At 43.9% G+C, this 18,839-nt stretch carries 16 protein-coding genes; 12 read left to right on the forward strand and 4 right to left on the reverse strand.

The window, feature by feature from the left end; all coding sequences use genetic code 11:
* Position 1: 1 nt before the first annotated feature.
* The 10 genes from ACFQZI_RS05455 (at position 2) to ACFQZI_RS05500 (ending at position 12,728) form a co-directional block, all read left to right on the forward strand.
* Positions 2 to 1,054 carry a sugar phosphate isomerase/epimerase family protein gene (locus ACFQZI_RS05455; RefSeq protein ID WP_377139449.1) on the forward strand — a complete coding sequence of 351 codons (1,053 nt, stop codon included), beginning with the start codon at positions 2 to 4 and terminating at the stop codon, positions 1,052 to 1,054.
* 37 nt (positions 1,055 to 1,091) lie between these two features.
* Positions 1,092 to 1,538, forward strand: a complete 447-nt coding sequence (locus ACFQZI_RS05460) for a c-type cytochrome (RefSeq protein ID WP_377139451.1) — start codon at positions 1,092 to 1,094, stop codon at positions 1,536 to 1,538.
* A gap of 41 nt (positions 1,539 to 1,579) precedes the next feature.
* Entirely contained in the window at positions 1,580 to 2,842 is a 1,263-nt protein-coding gene (locus tag ACFQZI_RS05465; RefSeq protein ID WP_377139454.1) for a nucleoside permease, read from the forward strand.
* A 2-nt stretch (positions 2,843 to 2,844) separates the two neighbouring features.
* Positions 2,845 to 3,732: a hydroxypyruvate isomerase family protein gene (locus tag ACFQZI_RS05470; RefSeq protein WP_377139457.1), complete on the forward strand. Its 888-nt coding sequence runs from the start codon at positions 2,845 to 2,847 to the stop codon at positions 3,730 to 3,732.
* Between the two features lie 55 nt (positions 3,733 to 3,787).
* Positions 3,788 to 4,663, forward strand: a complete 876-nt coding sequence (locus ACFQZI_RS05475) for a sugar phosphate isomerase/epimerase family protein (protein ID WP_377139459.1) — start codon at positions 3,788 to 3,790, stop codon at positions 4,661 to 4,663.
* A 23-nt stretch (positions 4,664 to 4,686) separates the two neighbouring features.
* Positions 4,687 to 5,451, forward strand: coding sequence for a 3-keto-disaccharide hydrolase (locus tag ACFQZI_RS05480; protein WP_377139462.1), 765 nt, complete (start codon positions 4,687 to 4,689; stop codon positions 5,449 to 5,451).
* Between the two features lie 193 nt (positions 5,452 to 5,644).
* Positions 5,645 to 9,778, forward strand: coding sequence for a hybrid sensor histidine kinase/response regulator (locus ACFQZI_RS05485; RefSeq protein WP_377139464.1), 4,134 nt, complete (start codon positions 5,645 to 5,647; stop codon positions 9,776 to 9,778).
* Positions 9,779 to 9,826: 48 nt separating this feature from the next.
* Positions 9,827 to 10,618 carry an NIPSNAP family protein gene (locus ACFQZI_RS05490; protein ID WP_377139467.1) on the forward strand — a complete coding sequence of 264 codons (792 nt, stop codon included), beginning with the start codon at positions 9,827 to 9,829 and terminating at the stop codon, positions 10,616 to 10,618.
* An 8-nt stretch (positions 10,619 to 10,626) separates the two neighbouring features.
* Positions 10,627 to 12,084 carry a phytoene desaturase family protein gene (locus tag ACFQZI_RS05495; protein ID WP_377139470.1) on the forward strand — a complete coding sequence of 486 codons (1,458 nt, stop codon included), beginning with the start codon at positions 10,627 to 10,629 and terminating at the stop codon, positions 12,082 to 12,084.
* Between the two features lie 56 nt (positions 12,085 to 12,140).
* Positions 12,141 to 12,728: a TMEM175 family protein gene (locus ACFQZI_RS05500; protein WP_377139472.1), complete on the forward strand. Its 588-nt coding sequence runs from the start codon at positions 12,141 to 12,143 to the stop codon at positions 12,726 to 12,728.
* On the opposite strand, the gene ACFQZI_RS05505 is transcribed toward ACFQZI_RS05500, so the two are convergent.
* Positions 12,729 to 13,376: a YceH family protein gene (locus tag ACFQZI_RS05505; protein WP_377139475.1), complete on the reverse strand. Its 648-nt coding sequence runs from the start codon at positions 13,374 to 13,376 to the stop codon at positions 12,729 to 12,731. It abuts the gene before it with no gap.
* A 36-nt stretch (positions 13,377 to 13,412) separates the two neighbouring features.
* Between ACFQZI_RS05505 and ACFQZI_RS05510 the strand changes: the two genes are divergently transcribed.
* Complete coding sequence (locus tag ACFQZI_RS05510) at positions 13,413 to 14,219, forward strand: SDR family oxidoreductase (protein ID WP_377139477.1); 807 nt, start codon at positions 13,413 to 13,415, stop codon at positions 14,217 to 14,219.
* A gap of 41 nt (positions 14,220 to 14,260) precedes the next feature.
* On the forward strand, positions 14,261 to 14,650 hold the full coding sequence (locus ACFQZI_RS05515) for a hypothetical protein (RefSeq protein WP_377139480.1): 390 nt from the start codon (positions 14,261 to 14,263) through the stop codon (positions 14,648 to 14,650).
* 84 nt (positions 14,651 to 14,734) lie between these two features.
* On the opposite strand, the gene ACFQZI_RS05520 is transcribed toward ACFQZI_RS05515, so the two are convergent.
* From ACFQZI_RS05520 to ACFQZI_RS05530, 3 genes are all read right to left on the reverse strand, one after another.
* Positions 14,735 to 15,124, reverse strand: a complete 390-nt coding sequence (locus tag ACFQZI_RS05520; protein WP_377139483.1) for a group III truncated hemoglobin — start codon at positions 15,122 to 15,124, stop codon at positions 14,735 to 14,737.
* A 170-nt stretch (positions 15,125 to 15,294) separates the two neighbouring features.
* On the reverse strand, positions 15,295 to 17,958 hold the full coding sequence (locus ACFQZI_RS05525) for a glycoside hydrolase family 78 protein (RefSeq protein WP_377139485.1): 2,664 nt from the start codon (positions 17,956 to 17,958) through the stop codon (positions 15,295 to 15,297).
* A 135-nt stretch (positions 17,959 to 18,093) separates the two neighbouring features.
* The gene (locus tag ACFQZI_RS05530; RefSeq protein ID WP_377139488.1) at positions 18,094 to 18,834 is read right to left on the reverse strand and encodes a 3-keto-disaccharide hydrolase; all 741 of its coding nucleotides are present in this window, start codon (positions 18,832 to 18,834) and stop codon (positions 18,094 to 18,096) included.
* Positions 18,835 to 18,839: the final 5 nt, after the last annotated feature.

Here is an 18,839-nt window from a genome sequence, read left to right on the forward strand (position 1 = left end):
CATGACTACCATAAAAGGACCGGCTATATTTTTAGCCCAGTTTATTAGTGACGCGGCACCATTTAACGATCTGAAGTCTATTTGCGAGTGGGCTGCGGGTTTAGGATACAAAGGTGTGCAGTTGCCAACTAATGATCTGCGCTTTATAGATCTGCAAAAGGCAGCGGATAGTAAAACGTATGCCGACGAGATAAAAGGTATTGCTAATGAAGCCGGTGTACAGATCACCGAGCTATCTACACACCTGCAAGGCCAGTTAGTAGCGGTTAACCCTGCATACGATAGCTTATTTGACGCGTTTGCACCTGCACAGGTAAAAGGCAACCCTGCCGAAAGGCAAAAGTGGGCGGTATCGCAATTACACGCGGCTGCCAAAGCATCAAAAAATTTAGGCTTAGATGCGCATGTTACATTTAGCGGCGCGCTAATATGGGGGATGGTATATCCGTGGCCTCAGCGCCCTGCCGGTTTGGTTGATGCCGCTTTTGATGAATTGGCTAAACGCTGGGAACCCATCCTGAATGTGTTCGACGAGAATGGCATTGATCTTTGTTACGAGATCCACCCGGGCGAAGACCTGCATGATGGCGTTAGCTACGAAAGATTTTTAAGCAAGGTTAACAACCATAAGCGTGCTAACTTGTTATATGATCCGTCGCACTTTGTATTGCAGGCTATGGATTACCTGGAATATATTGATATTTACCACGAACGTATAAAGATGTTCCATGTGAAGGACGCCGAGTTTAACCCTACGGGCAGGCAAGGCGTTTACGGTGGCTATTCAGATTGGATAGACCGTGCCGGCAGGTTCCGCTCTTTAGGGGATGGACAGGTTGATTTTAAAAGCATTTTTAGCAAGCTAACCCAGTACGATTATAAAGGCTGGGCAGTGCTTGAGTGGGAATGCGCCCTTAAAAACTCGGAAGACGGCGCGCGCGAAGGCTCGCAGTTCATTAAAGACCATATCATCAGGGTAACAGATCGTGCCTTTGATGATTTTGCAGCATCGGGCAGCGATGATGCATTTAACAGATCACTAATTGGATTATAAATAAAAACAAATACAAACGCTCTAAAGAAAAACGCTCATGAAAAAGATATTCGTAATATTAGGTTTAAGCTTAGCTATGGCAGCTTGTGGTGGTAATTCAGATAAAACACCTACAGGCGGCAGTGAAGCAGATAGCGCACAATCGGCAGACCAGAATGCGGTAGCACATAACTCTGATGCTGCTAACGATACAGCTGCAAACAACATTGGTACAACAAAAGCAGCCGGCACCCCGGATAATAAAGGAGAGGCTTTAATGGCAAACAGCGATTGTAATACCTGCCACAACGCGCAAAGTAAAGTTATTGGCCCTGCGTTGGTTGACATCGCCAAAAAATACAAAGACAGCGACATTGATATGCTGGCTAACAAAGTTATTAAAGGCGGTTCGGGTAACTGGGGAACTGTTGCCATGACGCCACACCCGGATCTGGCTGTTAACGACGCAAAAGAGATGGTGAAATATATTTTATCAGTAAAATAAATAATCACAACCTAACCAATTAATTTAAACCAAAACCAATTATGACCGTAACAACACGCGTTAAGTTATCAACCATGATGTTCCTGGAGTTTTTTATCTGGGGTGCATGGTTTGTAACTATGGGGACGTACCTTACCAAAACTTTAAGTGCAACCGGAGTAGAAAACGGTAACGCCTATGCCACACAATCATGGGGTGCCATTATAGCGCCTTTTATTATTGGATTAATAGCCGATAAGTTTTTTTCAGCTCAGAAAGTTTTAGGAGTTCTACATTTAATAGGTGGCGGTTTATTATTATACATCACCACTATAACAAATTTTAACGCATTTTTTCCTGTAATTTTAGTCTATATGGTTCTTTATATGCCTACTCTGGCTTTGGTAAACTCTGTTGCTTTCAGGCAAATGAGTAATCCAAGTAAAGAGTTTGCGCCTATAAGGGTGTTGGGTACAATTGGCTGGATAGTAGCCGGTATAGTGATTAGTTATCTTAATTGGGACAAACAAGGCAACGAAGCAGCATTAGTAAATACTTTCAAATTAGCTGGTTTTGCTTCCCTTGCACTGGGATTGTTTAGTTTCACTTTACCTGCAACACCCCCAGCAAAAGCAGGACAAAAAGTTTCTTTCCGTGAGATTATAGGTTTAGATGCAATAGGTCTTTTGAAAAACAAATCTTACTTAATATTCTTTTTGGCATCGGTAGCTATTTGTATACCACTGGCATTTTATTACGGCTTTGCAAACCCTTTCTTTGCGGAAGTAGGTATGAAAGCAACCACCGTAACACAGTCTCTTGGCCAGGTATCAGAAACTTTATTTATGATACTTATTCCATTGTTCTTTGTACGCTTAGGTGTTAAAAAGATGCTTGCAATTGGTATGATAGCTTGGGCTATACGCTATGTTCTGTTTGCTTATGGCGATGCAGGTAGTAACTATTGGATGCTCATAGGTGGTATCGTTTTACATGGTATTTGTTATGATTTCTTTTTCGTAACAGGCCAGATCTACACAGATAACCTTGCCGGCGAGAAATTTAAAAGTGCGGCACAGGGTTTCATCACCTTGGCTACTTATGGTGTAGGTATGCTTATCGGTTCTATTATGGCTGGTAAAATTGTAGATACATATAAAATATCAGAAACTACACATAATTGGCAATCTATTTGGTTGATTCCTGCAGGTATTGCTGCAGTTGTGTTAGTTGTATTCCTGTTAGCATTTAAAGATACCAACCAAATTCAAACTAAACCGGGTTTAGATATTGAAGAACCGGGAACAGGCCGCGTAGAAGTATAGGAATGGCAAACACAAACAGAAGATCGGCTATAAAAAGCTTGCTTGCAGGCTCGGCGGCCATTGGCACATCGGGCGTGCTGTCGTCTTTTAAGTCGGAACAAAAAGAGGGCATGGCTGATAAAAAGTTAAAGGGCAATATAAACCATGCGGTATGCCGCTGGTGTTATGGCGATATCCCGGTAGAGCAGCTTTGCGTTGCCGCCAAGAACATTGGTATAAAAGGGATAGACCTGGTTGGCCCTGAGGATTGGCCTACGCTTAAAAAACACGGGTTATACTCATCTATGTGTAACGGCGCCGAAATAAACCTGACGGATGGCTTTGGTGATACACAGTTTCACGCCCAGTTGCACAAGCAATACAGTGCCATGATACCGAAAGTAGCAGCTGCAGGTTACAAGAACCTAATTTGCTTTAGCGGCAGCCGTCGTGGTAAAACCGATGAGGAAGGCTGGAAAAACTGTGTTGAAGGGCTTAAGCCGATGGTGAAACTCGCCGAGCAGCACAATGTTGTTTTGGTAATGGAACTATTGAACAGCAAAATAGACCACAAAGATTACCAGTGCGACCATACCGCATGGGGTGCAGAACTTTGTAAGCGTTTAGGGTCGGAGAATTTTAAGTTGCTTTATGATATTTATCACATGCAAATAGATGAAGGCGATGTTATCCGTAACATTCGCGATCATCATCAATACATAGCGCATTACCATACAGGGGGCGTACCGGGCCGTAATGAGATAGACGAAAGCCAGGAACTTTATTACCCGGCTATTATGCGAGCAGTGTTAGAGGTAGGGCACAAAGGTTTTGTTGCGCAGGAATTTATCCCTAAGCAAAAAGACAAGATCGCATCCTTACGCAAAGCTGTACACATTTGCGATGTTTAAACCATTAGGCCTATAGCGGGTCTATTTAACATTTTACATCAACCAATTTAATATAATGACAAGCAGAAGAACATTTTTAGCGCAGGCGGGCTTAGCGTCGGCAAGTATGGTGCTTGCACCGTCTTTACTATCGGCAAAAAGCGTAAACGGCGTTGGTATCCAACTCTATAGCCTGCGCGATCAGTTACCCAAAGACCCAAAAGGCGTTATCGCCAAAATAGCGAAAGCGGGATATAAAGAAGTAGAAACCTTTGGCTACTCTAAGCAAAATGGTTTTTGGGGTCTTAGCGCAAAAGAATTTAAAGCGGTACTTAGGGCAAATGGCTTAAAAACACCAAGTGGCCATTACGGTATGGACGAGTTTTTTAGCACAGGTAAAACTGAAGAGTTTTACAGCTATATAGAGGCGGCACATGCAACCGGCCAAACCTACATAGTTATCCCATCCTTAAACCACGACCTTATCAAGACAGCTGCTGATTTTAATTCAATAGCCGATAAAATGAACAAAGCCGCCGCGGTTTGTAAAAAAGAAGGATTAAAGTTAGGTTACCACAACCATAATTTTGAATGGGAAAAGGTAGAAGGCACAACCTTTTACGATACCATCCTTGCCAAAACCGACCCATCATTGGTAGCTATGGAAATGGATATTTATTGGGTAGTACGTGCGGGACATGACCCTATCTCTATCTTTAAAAAGCACCCCGGTCGTTTTGCCATGGTACATGTTAAGGATATGGATAAAGCAAATCATGAACTGAATACCGAGATAGGATCGGGTACCATCGATTTTAAAACCATATTAGGCAAAGCAAAATTGGCAGGTATAAAACATTACCTGGTAGAGCAGGAAAACTTTACCAATATAGATCCTTATGTAAGTATTGCTAAAAGCGCTAAATACTTAAAAACAAAATTGTATTTGTAAGCCAACCATTAAACTATAAATAAATGAAGTATAAAGTAATTTTAAGCGCATTGCTAACAGGCACAGCCTTCATCGCGAATGCGCAAAACAAGCCGGAGGATACCGAAAAATGGGAGCCTGTACCTAAGGTTGTAACCGCTGGGAAAACCACAAGCGATGCACCATCTGACGCGATCGTTTTGTTTGACGGTAAAACCGGCCTTAGCGAATGGAAAGATGTAGCCAGCGGCGGCGATGCCAAATGGGATGTTAAAGGGGATGTATTAACCGTTAATAAATCATCAGGGAACATCGAAACCAAAAAATCATTCGGGAGTTACCAGTTGCACATTGAATGGAAAGTGCCTGCAAATATAACAGGTACAGGCCAGGGCCGTGGTAACAGCGGCGTGTTCCTGGCATCAATTGGTAAAGGCGATGCAGGATACGAACTACAGGTTTTAGATTCGTACAACAACAAAACTTATGTTAATGGTATGGCCGGTAGCATCTACAAGCAGTTTATACCGTTGGCAAACCCAACCAAGCCGCCGGGCGTTTGGAATACTTACGATGTGATATGGACCGCCCCAACTTTTGACGGCGATAACGTTAAAACCCCTGCACGCGTAACCGTATTATTCAACGGTGTGTTGGTAGAGAACAACATCGAACTTTTAGGCCCAACACAGTACATTGGCACACCTGCCTACAGGAAAGCGCACGGCCCGTCGCCTATTAAATTACAGGCACACGGTGATAAAAGCGAACCGCTTAGCTTCCGTAATATTTGGGTAAGAGAACTGTAACAAGCCCGCAAATTATTTAAAGCCCATTGCTAAAACAATGGGCTTTTTTGTTGGCTTCCAATTTCTTTTTGTATTTATTGAACTTATTAAAAGCCGCTCCGTATAAGATATTATAAACCAATATACCCAGTTACTTTTACTATTTATCACAGTCCGGCTTTTAATGTATAAGCATTATATATTTATTATACTTATGTTTTGCGTGCTCAGCAGTTTTGGCCAAAACCAAAGCCTTAAGTTTGAGCACATAGGCACTGCCGAAGGCTTATCGCAGGTAAACGTAGCTACTATTATACAGGATAGCCGGGGTTTTATGTGGATAGGCACCCGCGACGGACTTAATCGTTACGACGGATATAAGTTTACAACTTACCGCCATGATGAGCAGGACCCTGCATCTCTTAGCAGCAGTATGGCATCAGACATTGTTGAGGATAAAGAAGGTAATATCTGGATTGCGACCATTATTGGCCTAAACAAACTGGAACGTAAAACCGGCCGCATTATACAGTACCGCCACGACGACAAAAACGCCAATACCATTTCTAATAACATCCTTAATAAGTTAGTTGTTGACGAAAAAGGTAACCTTTGGATAGCCAGCCAGGGTGGATTAGACTACCTTGATACCCGCACCAATAAAATAAAACATTACAGGCATGCTGATAATAACCCCGGTAGCTTAATAGATAACAATGTAAGCTATGTTTATATGGATGCAGCCCATAATATCTGGGTGGGCACATTTACAGGCGGCTTACAGATTTTAAACAAAGGCACGGGTGTTTTCAAGACCTTTCGCCATGATGATAATAGCCTCCGAAGCATATCGAGTAACAACATTAGCTGCATTTTTGAGGATGAGAAGCATCGGATGTGGATAGGCACGCAGGATGCGGGGCTTAATTTATTTGATGATAAAAGCAATACATTCAAACAGTATAAAAGTGTACCGGGTTCACCCAGATCGCTAACAAGCAACACTATTCTTTCCCTTAATGCCGATGATAATGGCAACATTTGGATAGGCAGCGATAATGGCGGCTTGTGTATCCTTAACCCCGAAACTGAAAGTATTGTTAACTATCAGCACGATGATATTGACGGAAGCAGTTTAAGGGGTAACACCATTTACAGTATTTGTAAAGACAGGTTGGGAAATATGTGGCTGGGCGCGTACAGTGGTGGTATAAACATATTTAAACGCAGTACCAAAAGCTTTACACATTACAGGCACAGTTCGTTGGCCAATAGCTTATCTGACAATTTTGTGCTTGCCATTTATGAAGATAAAGATCAAAACCTTTGGGTTGGTACCGATGGTGGCGGCCTTAACAAGTTTAACTATAAAGATGGCACTATTAACCATTACATCAAAAGCAAAACGGGTAAAAATAGTATTGCAGGTAATTATGTGCTAACGGTTAACCAGGATTATGAAGGAGATTTTTGGATAGGAACCTGGGCCGATGGCCTAAGCATCTTTAACCCAAAAACCAATGTTTTCACCAATTTTAAGAATGACCCTGATAATCCCAATAGTTTAGCAGGCAACAATATTTACGCGCTCATCCACTCAAGAGACCATACTACCTGGATTGGCACTTACAATAACGGCTTAAACCACTACGATAAGAAAACCAAAAAATTCATCAATTACAGGTATAATGTAAATGACCCACATAGCCTGAGCAGCGATAGGGTATACTCTTTACTGGAGGACCGGCGGGGCAACCTTTGGGTGGGTACCTTTGATGGCGGGCTTAATCTATTGGATAGAAAAACCAATAAATTTACCCGCTATCAATACAATAGTAAAAAGAACAGTATCAGTAATGATAATATCCCCGATTTGTTTGAAGATAGTAAGGGGAACATTTGGCTAAGTACATTTTCGGGCCTGAACATGTTTGACCCGGTTAGCGGGCATTTTACAAGATATGGTAAAAAAGATGGTTTGCCAAGCGATATTATCTACGCTGTTCGCGAGGACGATAACGGTAATTTTTGGGTGAGTACCAACACAGGTTTATCTATGTTTGACCCGGCTAAGCGCACATTTAAAAATTATGGGGTTGAGGATGGTTTGCAGGACAACGAGTTTAAATCGCATTCAGCATTTAAGGGACAGGGGAATAAACTTTACTTTGGAGGTATAAATGGTTTCAACGCGTTTACCCCCGGGCAGATCCTAAAACCGCAGGGTTTTTCGCCTGTAGTAATAACAGCACTCCGGTTATTCAACAAAAACGTTTTGCCGGCAAAAGATGATAAAGACCCTTCGCCACTTAAACAAGATATTGCCGATACAAAGAGCATTACGCTTAATCACACGCAATCGGTTATATCACTTGAATTTGCCGCGTTAGATTATTCATCGCCTGATAAAAAGCGTTATGCTTACTTTTTGGAAGGTTTTGACAAGGAATGGAATTATGTAGGCACGCGCAATACGGCAACTTATACAAATTTGTCTGCCGGTACCTATACGTTCAAGTTAAAATATCAAAATACAGCAGGGGCTTGGTCGCCGGTTACAATTGGTTTGGAAATTATTACCAGGCCGCCTTTTTGGTTAACGTGGTGGTTTAAAATACTGGCTGTAATAGTTGTATTGGCGCTTATCTACATTATTTTTATTGTACGCCTGCGTGCTATAAATGCTCAGAAAGCCGTTCTGGAAAATCAGGTAGCAGAACGTACCGAACGCCTTGCCAAAATGACCAACGACGAACGTGTACTGCGTAAGGATGCCGAAAAAGCACGCGAGGAAGCCGAGCAGGCGAACAAAGCTAAAAGTATTTTCCTGGCTACCATGAGCCACGAGATCCGCACGCCTATGAATGGTGTAATGGGCATGGCAGCGCTTTTAGCCAATACCCCGCTAAACCCCGAGCAGCAGGAGTATACCGAAACGATAAAAAATTGCGGGGATACTTTGCTAAATGTTATCAACGATATTCTCGATTTTTCTAAAATAGAATCGGGCAATATGGAGTTGGATGAGCAGGATTTTGACCTGCGCGATTGTATTGAGGCTGTGCTTGATGTATTTGCAGAAAAGGCTGCGCGTGCAAACCTCGATCTGGTTTACCAGGTAGAGCATAATGTGCCATCGCAAATTATAGCTGATGCGTTTCGTTTAAGGCAGATACTTATAAACCTGGTAGGTAATGCCATTAAATTTACATCTAAGGGTGAGGTATTCATTTGCGTAAAATTAAAGGAAAGTATAGATGGCAGGTTTAACCTGTTGTTCGAGATCCGCGATACGGGTATAGGCATCCCGCCTAATAAGCTAAACAGGCTGTTTAAAGCATTTTCGCAGGTCGACTCCAGTACCACGCGTAAATACGGCGGCACGGGCCTTGGTCTTGCTATAAGCGAAAAGCTGGTCAATTTAATGGGCGGTGATATCAGCGTAAAAAGTAAAGTAGGTAAAGGCACTACCTTCTCGTTCAATATATTGGCTAAGCTGGGTATTAAAGCGCCGCGTAATTATGTGCATTTTAATGTGGCCGAGATACAGGACAAACATATTTTGGTGGTTGATGATAATAAAACCAATAGGGATATATTAGAAGAACAACTGAAGCAATGGCGCTTTATACCGGTAATGGCTTCATCCGGGTTAGAAGCTTTGGGTATTTTAAATGAAAATGAAGGTATAGACCTGGTGATATCTGACATGAATATGCCCGGTATTGATGGTATAGAACTTGCCGGAAAGATTCGTGAACAAAGCCAGGTACCTATTATCCTGTTAACATCTATGGGGAACGAACAAAGCCGCAAAAACACCCACTTGTTTAATGTAGCTTTAACCAAGCCTACAAAGCACCAGGCGCTGTATAAACACATCATACAGCAATTAAAAATTAACAGCGAACTCAATACAGAGGTGCAGCCTGTAAAAACCCCATTCTCTGAAGATTTTGCAAGGCATCACCCCATGAGCATCCTGATTGCCGAAGATAACACCATAAACCAAAAGCTGGCCCGCTATATTTTAAACAAGATGGGTTATAAGCCTGATTTGGTTGAGAACGGGCACGATGCCATAAACGCGCTGGTGAGTAAAAGATATGATCTGGTATTAATGGATGTACAAATGCCCGAAATGGATGGGCTGGAAGCTACACGCTTTATACGGCAGAATATGGAGCACCAGCCAACCATTGTAGCTATGACGGCCAACGCACTGGTAGAAGATAAAGAGAAATGCCTTAAGGCAGGGATGGATGGTTATTTAAGCAAACCGTTGAAGTTGCAGGAATTGATGGATGTTCTGTCTGCCTATAAACCTGATGATAATGCTTTATCTTAAAATGCAGGTGGAAATTTTTGAATAAATTAGCCTTCTAAATTTACCTATATGTCATTTTATAAAAAGATATTCCGCTGCGCGGTATTGTTATCGTTTTTTGTATTCTCATCAAATTTATCAAACGCTCAATCAGCGGGCACGGGATATTATTACGAGATAAAGATCTACCATTTTAAAACTAACGATCAGGAAAGGGTATTGGATAGCTACCTGCAGCATGCTTACCTGCCAATGCTGCACAAAAAAGGTTTTACCAATGTAGGGGTGCTAAAACCGGTAGAAACAGATACAGCCGATAGGAAGATCTATGTCTTTATCCCCTTTAAAAACTGGAAAGAAATTGAAACCTTTAACGCATCGGCAGAAGAACCCAATACTTTTGCTGCTAACCATGCGGAATACCCGAATGCGGCCTACAACAAAGCGCCTTACCATCGTATCGAAACCATTATTTTAACGGCTTTTGTTACACGGCCCACGCCCTTGAGCATTAAACTAACCGGCGAGCGTGCTAAACGCATTTATGAATTGCGCAGTTACGAAAGCCCCACCGAAGCTTTGAACTTTAATAAAGTGCGGATGTTTAATAGCGGCGAAACCGACCTGTTTGACCGTTTGGGATTTAACCCGGTATTTTATGGCAACGTTATTGCAGGCAGTACAATGCCAAACCTAATGTATCTCACTACGTTTAATAACAAGGCAGATAGGGATAAACATTGGGATGCTTTTGGCAAAGATGCACAGTGGAAGGATCTTTCGTCGCGAAAGGAATTCCAGAATAATGTATCAAAAGCGGATATCACATTTTTATATCCGACAGATTACTCGGACTTTTAAGATTCAACATGGCGCTCGACAAACGGGATTTTGATGCAGTGGTAATAGGGTCGGGCCCAAACGGTTTGGCCGCTGCCATACTCATGCAGCAAAACGGCAAACGGGTTTTATTAATTGAAGGTAAAGATGAAATAGGTGGTGGTTTACGAACAGCGGAGTTAACCTTGCCCGGTTTTAAACATGATATCTGTTCGGCCATTCATCCGCTGGCGGCAGCTTCGCCATTTTTTAAGACCCTGCCACTGGCCGATCATGGTCTTAGTTACATTTACCCCGAAATTGATGCCGCCCATCCGTTAGAACATGCCAAACCAGCTTTACTGTGCCGCAGTATTGATGTGACCGCGCAGCATTTAGGCGACGACGCAAATATATATCGTAAATTACTTCGGTCAGTCACTAAAAACTGGCCGTTAATTGATGCCGATGTTTTAGGCCCTTTGCATTTCCCTAAACACCCCCTGGCTTTAGCAAGCTTTGGGCTGGATGCTTTAAAGCCCGCGACCCTGCTTGCCAAACAATTTAAAACGAAACAGGCTAAAGCGTTAATAGCCGGGATGGCCGCACACGCTATGCAGCCGGTTACAAATATGGCCACATCGGCAATTGCCCTGGTGCTAATGGCAACCGGGCACCTCCACGGGTGGCCGATACCAAAAGGAGGCTCTAATAGTATTGCTAAAGCGCTGGCTTCCTACTTTGAATCGATAGGTGGTAAGATCCAGACCGGTACCTATATTAAATCATTAAACCAGTTACCTTCGGCACATGCCGTATTATTTGATGTTACGCCAAAGCAATTATTAGAGATAGCGGGTCATAAGTTCTCTGCTATATATAAGTGGCAGCTGGAGCGTTACCGTTACGGCATGGGCGTTTATAAGATTGATTGGGCGCTAAGTGAGCAGGTGCCTTTCCAATCGGATGCCTGCCGTAAAGCGGGTACGGTACACCTTGGCAACACCCTCAACGAGATTCGCGATGCCGAGCAGCAAACATGGAACGGTAAACATCCCGATAAACCATACGTGCTTTTGGCCCAGCAAAGCCTTTATGATGATACCCGCGCCCCCCAAGGTAAGCATACTGCCTGGGCATATTGCCACGTGCCTAATGACTCTACCAAGAACATGACCGATGTTATTGAGAAGCAAGTAGAGCGATACGCACCAGGGTTTAAGGATGCGATATTGGCCAAACATACTATGGATACCATACAGATTGAAGAATATAACCCTAATTACATAGGTGGTGATATTAATGGCGGGGTAATTGACTTGGGGCAGCTTTTTACACGCCCCGCATTGCGATACTCTCCCTACAAAACATCTGAAAAGGGTATGTACATTTGCTCATCATCTACACCGCCGGGTGGTGGTGTGCATGGCATGTGCGGATATTATGCCGCTAAAAAGGCTTTAAAAGATATTTTTGATATTTCGGTAGGGCTTAGTTCCAATAACTGATCGGTACCCGGTATTATTTGCTTATTTTGCTCTAACCAAACTTATGCAATATAATTATGGGCAAAGGGCGTTTAGAAGCTTTTAGCGACGGAGTAATAGCAATTATAATTACAATAATGGTGTTGGAGCTTAAAGTGCCCCATGATGCCACCTGGGAGGCCCTGCGTCATCTGGCCCCGGTTTTTCTAAGCTATGTTTTAAGCTTTGTTTATGTAGGTATCTATTGGAATAACCATCACCATATGCTCCATGCGGCAAAATCTGTTAATGGAGCAATCTTATGGGCTAACTTATTTTTGTTGTTTTGGCTATCATTAGTACCGTTTGTTACCGCATGGATGGGCGAAAATCATTTTGCGCAACTCCCTGTTATTGCTTATGGTGTTGTAATGATCATGAGCGGCATAGCTTACAGCATCTTATCAAAATTACTCATTAAACACCATGGCGAAAATTCAGTATTAGCAGCCGCGGTAGGCAGTGATACCAAAGGAAAAGCATCTGTGGGTATTTACGCAGCAGCGGTAGCAGTAACATTTGTACACCCATGGATAGCCGTAGGTATGTACTTTGTTGTCGCCTGTGTTTGGTTTATTCCCGACAGGCGTATAGAACGTAAAATGAAACAGGAAGGGCGCGGGTAATTAGCTCAGCTCTTTCATCAACTTATCAAAAGCCTCTTTTAGTTCGGCCAATTCAGTTTCTACTTTGCCCAGGCGCTCTTCTAATTCGGTTGTATTTGCTCTGCGTGTTGGTTCATCCAAGGTATCATCTTCAATGATAGTCCCGCCTAACAGGTGGCGGTAACGCGCTTCTTTCTGGCCGGGGCGCTTTGGCATTTGTACTACAAATGCGGGTTCATCATTCGCCAGTTTTTCCAGCATGGCCTGTACCTCATCCAAATCCTCAAACTCATAAAGCCTGCCCGAATTGGTGTTGATCTCGCCCGGGGTTTGTGGTCCCCGAAGTATCAGCAAACATATCACCGCCACTTCTGAAGGCACCACCGGGAACACGATACCAAAATTGTGTTTGTATTTAGTGGCCCTGCTGCTGCCGCCCGTTGCGGTAGAAATAAGGCCTTTGCGTTTGAGGGTATCCAGCGCAAGCATTACTGTGTTCTCGTCATAATCAACCACCGGTCGGCGCGCCGTTTTTTGGTTGCAGGCGGCGGTGAGGCCGTTTAGCGTCATAGGGTAATAGTCGGGCGTGGTTTTACTTTTTTCCATGAGCGAGCCCAGCACGCGCAGTTCGGTATCGGTTAATAAGGGTAAAGTTTGCGGAGTATCCATGCACAAATATAACATTGGTTTTTTATCTTCGCCCAAATGACGGTTAGTATCTTAGGTTGCGGATGGTATGGATTGGCACTTGCAAAGGCGCTTATTGCTGATGGTACAAAGGTCAAGGGTTCTACAACATCGGCATTTAAATTACCATTGCTAAAAGCCGAGGGTATCGAGCCCTTTTTGGCCGACCTGTCTGCCGGAAATTTAGATGACAGCCCGGAGTTTTTCATATGTGATGTGTTGGTTATTGCCATCCCGCCAAAAGCCCGCTCGGGAGAGGGTGCGGAATATGTGCCGAAACTTCAAAAGGTACTTGATGCTACCACGAAGCAGGGGGTAAAAAAAGTAATCCTCATCAGTTCCACAGGAATTTATGCAGATCAAAACCGGGAATTAACCGAGGCGGATGATCCTGAGCCTGATACAACATCGGGACAGGTGTTATATAATGCTGAGGAATTATTTAAACAACAAAGTAGCTTTAAAACAACCATTATCCGCTTTGGCGGATTGATAGGCCCCGGCCGTGAACCGGGCAGATTTTTTGCGGATAAGAAAGATATCCCTAACGGATTGGCGCCAGTTAACATGATTCACCAGCAGGATTGCGTGGGCTTTACTATGCGTGTGCTCAATAAAGATGCCTTTGGCTATACCTTTAATGCCTGCACGCCGCATCACCCGCCTAAGTTTGCGTTTTACGCACAGGCAGCAGCAAAAGCAGGGCTGGAGGCGCCGGAATTTCTACCCGAACTAAAAGAATGGAAAGTGATTTCGAGCGTAAATAATGGCAAATTTTTAGGCTACGAATACTACATCAAGAACTGGTACGACTGGCTTAAATAACACAGTTAGTAAAGTAAATAATTTGCTATTTTAGCCTTACCATGTCACAATACAGCATTCCCCTAAAGTATCGCAGGATGGAAAACCTGCACATCGTTTTCTGGCTTTTTAAAGATATTGGCTGGTGCCTTTTGTGGAAACCACTTGGGCTTGTGATGATAATACCCACGCTATTTATTTCTGTAATGATAGCTTACCGCACCCGCGATATGGTATCTGAACTTTGCCACAACCTGGCCATTACCTTTTGGATAAGCGCCAACTCCTACTGGATGATAAGTGAGTTTATGGGTTTCGATGGGCACAGGTTTTATAGCACGATTACCTACAAGCACCTTGCGATAATTCCATTTATGTTAGGCGTTTTTTGCCTCGCTTATTACTACGCTTACTGGCAACCCAAACATCCTAATGAGGTAGAAACGTTGTAAATATTTAACCACAGAGACAACAGATGGTTACCACAGAGATCTCCGTGACCTTCGTGCTCTTTCTTTGTGTCCTCTATGGCAAAACTAAACGATATTAAACGGATTATTTTTTAGATACGCTATCTTATGCTGAAACATTTTTGCCATTTTACCGGCGCGCCATTTAGCTTCGGTGGCTTTATCGCCGGTGAAAAGTTCATCAACGGTTTGGATAAATAGTGCCAGCCACTGATTAAAATGCTCCGCGCCAACAGGCAGTTGCGCGTGCGGCGGGAAGGGCCTGCCATTGTACGTATATTCCTCAAGCAAAACGGTTTGCCAAAAGCGATACATTTTCTCAAGATGAACCGGCCAGTTGTCCTTTATCCGTTCATTAAATATTGGCCCCAACAACTCATCTGCTTGGATACGGTTGTAAAAAGTATCAACAAGCAGTTTGATATCATCGAAGGTTAATATTTGGGCGGTGGTCATGATACAAAGGTACCACTTAAGCCGGAAAGTTGGCGATCCGAAAGTCCGAAGAAAGTAAATGCATTTTTATTTTTGTCATGCTGAACTATAGTGAAGCATCTATTAACCGCCATGCATTTATGAGATGCAAAGCTCACGTAGATCCTTCGCTGTCGCTCAGGATGACAGAGCTATTTAATAGTGAACTGATAGCTCCCCGCAGCAACATGATAAATTCCCGACACCGCCTTTCCATCCAACCAAGCCTTTTTGCCGCCACTTACCGGGAAAGTAATTTCTGCCGATGTATTAGCAGGAACCGTTACTGAATATTCCACAGCATCACCATTACGTTTCCACGAGGAAACAATCTTGCCGTAAGGACTTGCATGCTCGGCAGTGAATTGGTCTAAACCCGGTACAAAATTAGGTTGAAGTATTACATTTTTAAAGCCGGGTTGCCTTTCATCAGGCTTAATGCCGGCAATACCGCTATACAACCATGCGCCAATATTCCCGAACATAATGTGGTTGAGTGATATATCGTGCTTGGCATCAATGTTCCAATTCTCGTAAAGCGTAGTTGCCCCGTTAACCATCCACCAACCCCATGATGGATAGGTTTCCTGCGATGCGATTTTGTAGGCAACATCCGGATAGCCGTTATCACTTAAAGCGCCCAAAATTGCTTTACCGCCTAATATTCCCACATCCAGATGGTAGTTATCTGCTTTAACGCGTTCGGCTAAGCGGGCGGCAATTTTCGCCCTGAATGCATCGGGTACCAAGCCCCAGTAAAGCGGAACTGCAAGTTCTGTTTGCAGGCCTTTGTTGTAATTGCCTGTTTGCTCGTTCAGGTATTTATCGTTAAACGCCTTTTTAATTTTGTTGGCTAACGCGATGTATTTCTGCTGATCGGCTTTGTTACCTAATATTCCGGCTATCTTCCCAGCGATGGTCACATCTGCAAAATAATATGCAGTAGAAGTAACCTCAACCGGCGAAACCGATTTTACAGGCACCCAATCGCCCAGTCCCCAGGTAGTGAGGCCGGTAGGGTACAGGTCGTTAATGTGGTTTACATATCGGGTGATGTTCTCGTAATTGTCCTTCAGGATCTTGGTATCGCCATAAAACATATAAATATCCCATGGGATAATGGCGATGGTACTGGTCCAGTCGGGACCGTTGCCCCACTCGTAACCCCAGCCCGCTGTAGGGATGATGGATGGCAGCGTACCGTTCGGCTGCTGTTCATCGCGATGGTCGGCAAGCCATTTCTCGTAAACGGTAATGCCATCAAAGTTGTATAACCCTGTCTCGGCGGCTATATGCGCGTCCCCTGTCCATCCGTTCTTTTCACGTTGAGGGCAATCGGTAGGGTAACCGAACAGGTTACTCAGGTATGAGTTGTTGGTAGCGTACCAGATATTGTTGATGGTAGGGTTTGATGAGTTTACTTTACCCGCTGGCGGCACATCGCTGTGCATAAAATAGCCGGTCAGGCTTTTAGTGCTTAACTCGATTGGCTCGCTGCTGGTAACCTCCACATATTGGAAGCCTTTGTAATTAAACTTCGGCATAAAGGTTTCTTCGCCTTTGCCGCTCAACGTAAAAATATCTACCTGAAATGGATCTTTATCGTCGGTAGGGCGGTAATGCAGGTCGATATTTGAAAGGTCGACGTGCCCGTTCTTAGACAATCTTTCGCCATGTTTAAGGCGGATCACCGTGCCTTCTTTACCCTTAACCGTAAATTTTGTAACGCCAGAAATGTTCCTGCCCAAGTCAAAAACTACCGCGCCATCTTCCAGTTTGTTAATGGTTTTTGCCGGGATCTCCTCTACGTTACGCACAGGGTGTAAAACCTGCGCCGTTACATTTTGCGAGGGAACCGGGCGTGCGAATGCGGGTTTCCATTTGGTGTCGTCAAAGTTGATGGTGTTCCATCCAGGTTGATCAAGGCGGGCATCATAATGCTCGGCGGTGTAAATGCTGTTCAGCGTTATCGGGCTAAAACTGGTTTTCCATTGCTCACTCGAGCGGACGGTCTCAAAAGTGCCATCCTCATAAGTAATTCTCAGGTCGAAGCAGAAGGTTGGCCTGTTACGCCATGATGCTTTATCGAAATCCCAAACAGCGGTGCTCTGGTGGTTGTACCAGCCGTTGCCCAACAATACCCCAATAGCGTTTTTGCCGGCCATAATGTTTTTAGTAACATCGTAAGTAACGTACAGCGTACGCCTGTCGAAACGGGTGTACATTGGGTCAAGGCGGTGGTTGCCGATTTTTTCACCGTTGATGTAAAGTTCATACAATCCGGCAACCGCAATATATGCCCTCGCCGATTTTACCTTTTTGCCCGTGCCAAATGTGGTGCGGAAATAGGGGGCAGGCTTTACGTTCACGCCCTGTTCATCGCTTATCCAGGTGCCTTTCCAATTGGTCATCTTTAGCATACCCATTTCAAAGCTGCTCACAGCAGATGCCGAGCGCTGGCCGTCTTTGTCCCAAACATCAACTTTCCAATAATATTTTTTAAACGGCTGCAATGCTCTGCCACTGTAAGTAGCCAGGATGTTTGCTGATGCTATTTTCGTGGTGGCCCAATCGCCACCTTTCCCGCGACTAACCTCTGCCGAATCCGTCCCGACAAAAACCTGGTAGGCAGTTTGTTTAGCCCCACGTCGCGCGTCGTTTAACATCCACGTTAGGCGGGGATGTGTATTGTCCAGCCCAATAGGGTTTTCCAAATATTCGGTACGTAAACCGATAGGCTTAGTCGGCGTAGCAGCTTGAGTATTTAAGGTTGAGAATAAAAAGGTACCAATCAGTATGTTCTGAAGTAGGCGCATAGTATAGATAGTTTTAACGTTGGTTAGCTTTAATCGGTTAAGATAAAAAGTTTGCAAATAAATACTGTTACCCGCTGTGTTCAAAATAAAAAAGCCTTTCCGGTTAAGGAAAGGCTTTGTATGTCAATGGATTATCTAAAGTTTCTTTATCTCGACGTTTTTAAACCACACATCAGCACCATGGTCTTGTAACGCTATGCGGCCTTTTTTGAAAGTACCAAAGCCCGGCCACTCTTTAAACTTGCTGCCCGCTATCAGCTTTTGCCAGTTGGCATCCCACATGGTGGTTTTTAAGACAACTTCATGGTTAACTAATATGGTGAGGCTTCCGTTGTTTGCAATTACTTCGGTTTTGTTCCAGTTGTCTGCCTTGTTCACTATCTCTTTATCTATCGACATCAGATCGTAAAGGTCGCCCGCGCGGTGTTTAATAAGTTTGCCATCCTCATTCTCTTTATTGTCGGCAATTTGGGTTTCAGGGCCGGTTTGCCAGGCGTATTTATACTTGGTGGTATCCTCATGCACATAAAACATAATGCCGCTGTTGCCTGCACGGCTAATCTTCCATTCCACCTTCAGGTCAAAGTTTTCATACTCATCGTTGGTTATAATATCGCCGCCGCCCGCGGTTTGCCAGTCGGCCTTTTTAGAGGCATCGAGGTGAAGCTCGCCATCTTTCAATTTCCAGGCAGAACCAACCGGGCCTTTGCCGTAGGTGTGCCAGCCGCTCATGCTGCTATCGGCCAAGAGATTAACCCATTCGCCCGTTTTTTGGGGAGATGTGGCAGATGCACTGTCCTGGTAGTTTGCCGCGCGCTTGCCTTTGCATCCGCTTATAGCGATACCCGCTAATAGTATAAAGCTTAATTTTTTCATGTATT

The organism is Mucilaginibacter lutimaris (assembly GCF_042676625.1).
Taxonomy (GTDB): Bacteria; Bacteroidota; Bacteroidia; order Sphingobacteriales; family Sphingobacteriaceae; genus Mucilaginibacter; species Mucilaginibacter lutimaris.